At 62.0% G+C, this 6615-nt stretch carries 6 protein-coding genes and 1 riboswitch; of the genes, 2 read left to right on the top strand and 4 right to left on the bottom strand.

Features of this window, described 5'->3' with window-relative positions; genetic code table 11:
- Positions 1-114 precede the first annotated feature (114 nt).
- Positions 115-432, bottom strand: a complete 318-nt coding sequence (locus tag VJ604_RS07685; RefSeq protein WP_324081291.1) for a hypothetical protein — start codon at positions 430-432, stop codon at positions 115-117.
- Between the two features lie 27 nt (positions 433-459).
- Positions 460-1050, bottom strand: coding sequence for an outer membrane beta-barrel protein (locus tag VJ604_RS07680; RefSeq protein ID WP_324081289.1), 591 nt, complete (start codon positions 1048-1050; stop codon positions 460-462).
- A gap of 137 nt (positions 1051-1187) precedes the next feature.
- A riboswitch (cyclic di-GMP riboswitch) is annotated at positions 1188-1264 on the bottom strand.
- A 190-nt stretch (positions 1265-1454) separates the two neighbouring features.
- Here VJ604_RS07680 and mscL point away from each other — a divergent pair.
- Positions 1455-1889, top strand: coding sequence for a large conductance mechanosensitive channel protein MscL (gene mscL, locus VJ604_RS07675; RefSeq protein ID WP_324081286.1), 435 nt, complete (start codon positions 1455-1457; stop codon positions 1887-1889).
- Positions 1890-1956: 67 nt separating this feature from the next.
- Positions 1957-4845 (top strand): PAS domain S-box protein, encoded by a 2889-nt coding sequence (locus VJ604_RS07670; RefSeq protein ID WP_324081284.1) that lies wholly within the window; start codon positions 1957-1959, stop codon positions 4843-4845.
- A gap of 112 nt (positions 4846-4957) precedes the next feature.
- Here VJ604_RS07670 and VJ604_RS07665 read toward each other — a convergent pair whose 3' ends face one another.
- Positions 4958-5557 (bottom strand): hypothetical protein, encoded by a 600-nt coding sequence (locus tag VJ604_RS07665; RefSeq protein ID WP_324081281.1) that lies wholly within the window; start codon positions 5555-5557, stop codon positions 4958-4960.
- Positions 5558-5634: 77 nt separating this feature from the next.
- A partial coding sequence (locus VJ604_RS07660; RefSeq protein WP_414652400.1) for an MGH1-like glycoside hydrolase domain-containing protein occupies positions 5635-6615 on the bottom strand: 981 nt, incomplete at its 5' end.

Here is a 6615-nt window from a genome sequence, read left to right as displayed (position 1 = left end):
ACAGGAAAAAATGGAAAATCCCGCTACTGCAGGAAAGAAACACGGACAACACTGCAGCGGTGGGGGGAGATGGAAGAAAGGCCCTTGGCGAGCGCCAAGGGCCTTTTGCTGTGGCTAGTGGCCTTTGCCGTGGCCGCCGTGTTCCTGATGGCCGCGGTGCTCGCCGTGGCCGCGGTGGCCGCGTTTGCCGTGCTCGCCTTTGTAGTGGCCGTAGGCGTGGCCGCGCCCGTGCCTGCCGGGGCCGTCTTGCCTCTCCAGGTAGACCACCCTGCCGTGTTCACGGTAACAGGGGCGTCCACCCTCCATGTACACATGCACACCCGGGGGAGGCGGTATGAAGCCGTTGATGTTGATGCTCACGTCGGCGGCCAAGGCGCCGGAAGCGGCCAGGCAGAGTGCCAGCGCCGACATGGGGAGTATGGTTTTTATCATTGGTAGCGTCCTCTCTGGTAACGGTTGCTAGTTGAAGAAGTAGCGGACGCCGACGGTGGCCGACAGACTGGAGGGATCGAAATTGCCGACGTGGTTTCCGAAGCGGTCGGTGATATCGACGTTCGGAGCCAGCACCCCTTTCAGTTCGGCGGTCAGGGCGAGCTGCCTCTGCAGGAAATAGTCAACGCCCCCCGAGAGGTGGGCGCCCAGCGTGGTGTCGACGTTACGCGAGGCGTTGAAGTTGGGGTAGTAGTCGTTGATCAGGATGTCGAAGCCGGCCCCGGCAAAGGGAACCAGCCGGTTCTGAGGGGTAAAGCGGTATTGGGCGCCGAAGGAGATGTCGGTGACGCCGAAGTCCCCGGTCTCGGAACCGAAGGAGGCGCGGGTCACTTCAGCCTTGGCCGCCCAGTTGTGGTCGATCCCGTAGATGACCCCGCCGCCGCCCACCAGGCCGACGTCGGTGTCGTTGTGAAAGAAGTCGGAGTCGTTGTCGGCCGGGATATTCAAGCCGATTTTCCCGGTGACGCCGATCTTCCCGCTGATGCTATCTGCGTTTGCCGTGCCGGCGGCCAGTACTGCGGCGGCTGCCAGACAGAGGACGATGATATGCTTTTTCATGTTGCTGTTCCCTCCTGTTTCAAATCGATGGAAAAAAGACGGTCTGCTTCTAAACGGCAACCGGGACTATGGTGCCTGTTTCATCGGAATCCTCCTTCAGGCCACAAAAAAGCCGGGGCCTCATATCGTAGTGATATTTCGGCGACCCGGCTGTCTCGGTGAGACCCTGTAGGCTTTCCGTCCCATCCTCGCAGATGGTTTAGTATTGTCGTGTATCGTTCTTCTGCTGCTGCCAATTTTGCTGCTTAGATAGCTCACGGGAGCGGACATGTCAAGAGAAAAGGCCTTTCCCGGTCCGCCGGTCACTCCCTGCCAGTTCAACTTTCAGCGCTCTGCGGCCTTGTGAAGCGCGGTTTCTTTGATATCTTCAGCTTATAACCCCACATTTCCGGAGGAGGACAACCATGTTCAAGGAGTTTAGGGATTTCGCGGTCAAGGGGAACGCCGTCGATCTGGCGGTTGGTGTCATCATCGGCGCCGCTTTCGGCAAGATCGTCACCTCCTTGGTGAATGACGTGATCATGCCTCCCATCGGCCGAATGATAGGTCATGTCGATTTCACCAACCTGTTCATCAACCTCTCCGACAAGCAGTTCGACACTCTGGCCGAGGCCAAAAAGGCGGGAGCCCCCACTCTCAATTACGGCCTTTTCCTGAACACCTGCCTGGAATTCCTGATCGTCGCCTTCGTGGTCTTCCTGATGGTCCAGCAGATCAACCGTCTCAGAGAGAAACCCGCCCCTCCGGCGCCCGACACCAAGGAATGTCCCTTCTGCTTCTCGAAGATCCCCCTGAAGGCGGTGAAATGCGGCCAATGCACCAGCGAGCTCAGCGGGTGACCCGGGCCTAAAGAGCCATCCCGCAGTTTGCGCAACGCTCTGATCCTCTAAGCGGAGACAGCCGACGGTGAAAGGCCGAGGTCGGGACATAGCCTTCTCTGTGCTGCTGGGCCTTGCCGGGTTCCTCGGGAACTGGTACCGGCTCCCGCTCTTCTTCAACATCGATTTTCTCTTCGGCTCCTTCTTCGTGATGGTGGCCATCGCGCGCTACGGGGTGCCCGGAGGGGTCACCGCCGGGCTCATCGCGGGCTCCTGCTCCTATCTTCTCTGGAACCACCCCTGGGCTATCGTCATCTTCACCGCCGAAGCGCTCTTCGTCGCGGTCCTCAACCGTCGCCGGTCAGGCGACCTGATCACCCTGGACACCATCTACTGGCTGCTGCTCGGCATGCCCATGGCCTGGTTCTTCTACCATACGGTGATGGGGGTCGGCAGGGAGGCCACCCTGCTGGTCGCCCTGAAGCAGTCGGTGAACGGCATCTTCAACGCCATGCTCGCCACCATCGTCCTCCTGGCGCTGCCGCGTTGGCGGTCCGGCGGGCGGCAGGCACTGCTTCCCTTCCGCCAGATCATCTTCATCGCCATGGTGTCGCTGGCGCTCATACAGGCTTTCTGCTACCTGATGGTCGACATCAGGACCACGCTTTCCAGGGAAGAGGTGGCGGTGCACGAACGGGTACTGTCGGTGTCGGTGGCGGCACGGGATCTGCTGAACGACTGGATTACCTCCAATCACCAGCAGATCATCGCCCTCTCCCGGATGGTAGGCGACCCGGCGAGGACGCCGTTTGCCGAGATGGAAAAACAGGTGGAACTCCTTACCAGGGGCAACCCGTACCTGCTCAGGGCCGGCGTGCTGGACAGCGAGGCGGTGAGCGTGGCTTTCTTCCCGCTGATCGACGAACTCGGCAGGTCCAGCCTGGGGGTCGACGCCTCCGACCGCCCCTATCTCCCGCTCCTGCGGAAGACCCTCAAACCGATGGTGGGGGAGGTGGTGATATCCAAGATCGGTGAACCCAGACCGATCCTTCCCCTGCTGGCGCCGATCGTGATCGACGGCCGCTACCGGGGATACTGCATCGGTGCCGTCGATCTGGACAGGCTGGCCGGCCACCTGCGTATCCTGGTAGAGCGCCGCTTCACCGACATCACCGTTCTCGACCGCAATGGCAGGGTGATCGTCAGCAGTTCCAAGCGCCACACCCCCATGCAGCTGTTCGGCAGGCCGGCCGGCGGCGAGGTCAGGAACGTCGGGGATGGCATCTACCACTGGATCCCCAGGCCGGAAAAGAACATCGCCCTCCTGCAACGGTGGAGGGACTCGGCCTTCGTGAAGGAGGTGGTGCTCCCCGGAGAGAGCCCGCTCAAGATCGTGGTGGAGGGATCGATGGTTCCCTATCTGGCCACCTTGACCGCGGTCTCCACGGAGGATCTGTTGCTGCTGCTCGGGGCCATCGTGATCACCTTGCTGGTATCGCTTCTCCTAAGCAAGCAGTTCGTGATCTCGCTGCAACACCTCGCGGTCACCTCCACCCATCTCCCGCTTGCCATCGCGGAAAACCAGACACCGGAGTGGCCGCGCTCCTCCATCCGCGAGGTTTCCAGCCTGATCGGCAATTTCAAGGAGATGGCGGCCGCCCTGAGCGCGCACATCCAGAGCCTGAACGAGCTGAATCAACAGCTGGAAGGGCGGGTCGAGCAGCGGACCAAGGAGCTCCGCAAGAGCGAGGAGCGCTACAGCCGACTGGTCAACACGGCCAGCGAAGGGATTTGGGTGATCGACAAGCGGCACCGCACCACTTTCGCCAACCGCCGGCTCGCCCAGATGCTCGCCTGTACCGTGGAGGAGATGGAGGGGCGCCTGGTCGAGGAGTTCGTGCCGGCGGACTTTGGGGCAGAAATGGCGGGGCACCTGGAGTGCAGGCGGCGGGGGATTGCCGAGCAGTACGAGGTCCGCATGAACCGGAAGGATGGCTCCGAGATCTGGATGTGGATGTCGGCCGCACCCCTCTTCGACGAGGAGGGGGAGTTCTACGGCTCCTTCGCCATGTGCATGGACGTCACCGAGCAAAAGGGACTGAGGGAGGAACTGCAGCGGGCCAACGAACTGCTGACGCAAAGGGTCGCCGAGCGCACGGAGGAACTGGAGAAGACCATCGGGGTGCTTCAGGAGGAGATCCAGGAACGGACCCGCCTGGGCGAGGCGCTGGAGGCGGAGACCCGGGAGCGTCTCGCGGCGCAGGCCGTCCTGCATGAAAACGAGCTGCTGCTTCTGCAGCAAAGCCGCCTGGCGGCCATGGGGGAGATGATCGGCAACATCGCGCACCAGTGGCGCCAGCCGCTCAACCTGCTGGGGCTTCTCGCCCAGGAATTGCCGATGGCCTACGAGCACGGCCATTTCAGCGCCGAGTACCTGGAGGAGAACGTCGAGAGGATGCTCGACACCATCCAGTACATGTCCAAGACCATCGACGACTTCAGGTATTTCGCGCAGCCGAGCAGGGTGAAGGTCGACTTCCGCCTGCTGGAGACCGTGGAAAAGACCAAGTCCCTTCTGGAAGGGGCCTTGAAGGCGCAGCGCATAGAGATGCAGGTCCAGGCGGACCACGACCCGGTGGTGCATGGCTACCCCAACCAGTTCTCCCAGGTGCTGCTCAACATCATCATGAACGCCCGCGACGCCTTCACCTCCCACCCGGTGAACGATCCGGTGATCAGGATCGAGCTGGAGGAGCAAGAGGGGAGAAGCGTGATGACCATCACCGACAACGCGGGGGGGATCCCGGAAGCGGTCATGGAGCGGATTTTCGATCCCTATTTCACCACCAAGGGACCGGACAAGGGGACCGGTGTCGGCCTGTTCATGTCCAAGATGATCATCCAGAAGATGGGCGGGACCCTGAGCGCCGACAACGTCGAGGACGGCGCCCGCTTCCGGATCGAACTGGGCAGCTGAACGACGGGCTACAGGAAAGGAAAAGGCCGCCGGCACAATGCCGGCGGCCTTTTCACATCTCATGAACCGCGTATTCGTCTAAGAAGCCGGGCCGTGACCAACTCGGCCATTCCTACCGGAACTTCTCTTCCTCCGGAAGATCCTCCTCGTTCTTTCGCTGCCAGCCGACCAGGACCACCAGCAGAATCCAGATGGTCAGCGCGGTAAGTACGAAGGCCATGACGGACACCCCCCAGATGGGGATTGAAAGCCACCGCCCGAGCAAGCTGCTCATCCAGAGGGTGATGCTGAAGACGGGGAGCAGGATGTAGGTCTCCAGCAGGTGGCCGGGACGCTCGAGCCAGGGGAACAGCCAGCGCCCCTTGCGCCACCCTTTGGCTCTCCTGGCCGGCCATCCTTCGACCGGCAACTCGATCTCGCGCAGGCTCCCCTGCTTCGCCTTTTCCCCCAGATAGCTCAGGTAGCCCCTGGCCTGGTAGCTCTTGTACAGCATGATGAAGGCCGACAGCGTAACCAGGATGCCCGCCAGTGCTATGGTGTTGGCCGCCCCCGCGCTCCCTTTCACGATCACGTAGGCGTTCACCAGGAAACCCTGGGAGACCAGCAGCCACATGGTGCGGTGGTTGGTCAGGTCGTTCTCGTGCCTGATCAGCTCACGGATGACGGTGGCGTACTGCTCGGGCTGGACGTCGTGCGCCGGTCGCTGTTCCATCATGGAGTTCCGCCCGTTTTTTCAGGGTGCCTCCCGCCCGGGTCGGCCAAGCGGTCGCCCCCGGGCGGAAGCCTTGCTCATTTCTTCGTCGCCGCCTTTTTGCCGCGGACGAAGGCTTCAGACTTGCCGGTTTCCAGAATCTTTTTCTGATCCAGTCTGCCGAAGAGCTCGATCAGCTTGGCCACGCACCCGGTCCAGCCGGTCTGGTGGCTCGCGCCAAGCCCGGCGCCGTTGTCGCCGTGGAAGTACTCGTAGAACAGGATGTGGTCACGGAAGTGAGGATCGCTCTGGAATTTATCGGTCCCGCCGTACACCGGCCGTTTCCCGTTCTCATCGCGCAGGAAGATGCTGGCGAGCCGGTCGGAGATGTCCTTGGCCACTTCGAAGAGGTTCATCATATTCCCGGAGCCGGTCGGGCACTCGATCTTGAAGTTGTCGCCGTAGTAGAGGTAGAAGTTCAGCAGCGACCGGATCAGGATGACGTTGACCGGCATCCAGATCGGCCCCCGCCAGTTGGAATTGCCGCCGAACATGCCGGTATCGGACTCGGCCGGCAGGTAGTTGACCCGGAACTCCTCTCCGTTGTGGCGGTAAACGTACGGGTGCTTATCGTGGAACTTGGAGAGCGCCCGGATGCCGTAGGGGCTCAGGAACTCGTTTTCGTCGAGCATGGTGGTGAGGATCCTGCGCAGCCGCTGCTCGTTCACCAGGGCGAACATGCCGCGCCCGTTCACCCCCAGGTGGCCGGGGCCGGTGCGGTGGATGGAGTCCATGAGTTCCGGCATCTGCTCGGCCCGCGCCCTGAACGCCGCCGTCGCCTGCGGCACGAGCTCGCGCTGCCACGGCTCGATCACGGTTGCCGCTGCCAACGGGAGGAGGCCCACCATGGAGCGCACCTTGAGCCGGGTCGCCGAGCCGTCAGGAAGGCGCAGCAGGTCGTAGTAGAAGCCGTCCTCCTCGTCCCACATGCCGTCCTGTCTGTTCATGGCGGAGGCGATGAACAGGAAGTGCTCGATGAACTTGTAGACCATCTCCTCATAGGTACGGTCGTGGGTGGT

It is taken from the genome of Geomonas sp. (genome assembly GCF_035254065.1).
In the GTDB taxonomy this organism is placed as follows: Bacteria; Desulfobacterota; Desulfuromonadia; order Geobacterales; family Geobacteraceae; genus Geomonas.
The sequence above is the reverse complement of the archived record's forward strand: the minus strand, read 5'-3'. Positions and strand labels throughout refer to the sequence as shown.

Excerpts from the sequence above, each read along its gene's own strand:
- VJ604_RS07685 (WP_324081291.1), bottom strand. The coding sequence starts at position 432 with ATGATAAAAACCATACTCCCCATGTCGGCGCTGGCACTCTGCCTGGCC.
- VJ604_RS07680 (WP_324081289.1), bottom strand. The coding sequence starts at position 1,050 with ATGAAAAAGCATATCATCGTCCTCTGTCTGGCAGCCGCCGCAGTACTG.
- mscL (WP_324081286.1), top strand. The coding sequence starts at position 1,455 with ATGTTCAAGGAGTTTAGGGATTTCGCGGTCAAGGGGAACGCCGTCGAT.
- VJ604_RS07665 (WP_324081281.1), bottom strand. The coding sequence starts at position 5,557 with ATGGAACAGCGACCGGCGCACGACGTCCAGCCCGAGCAGTACGCCACC.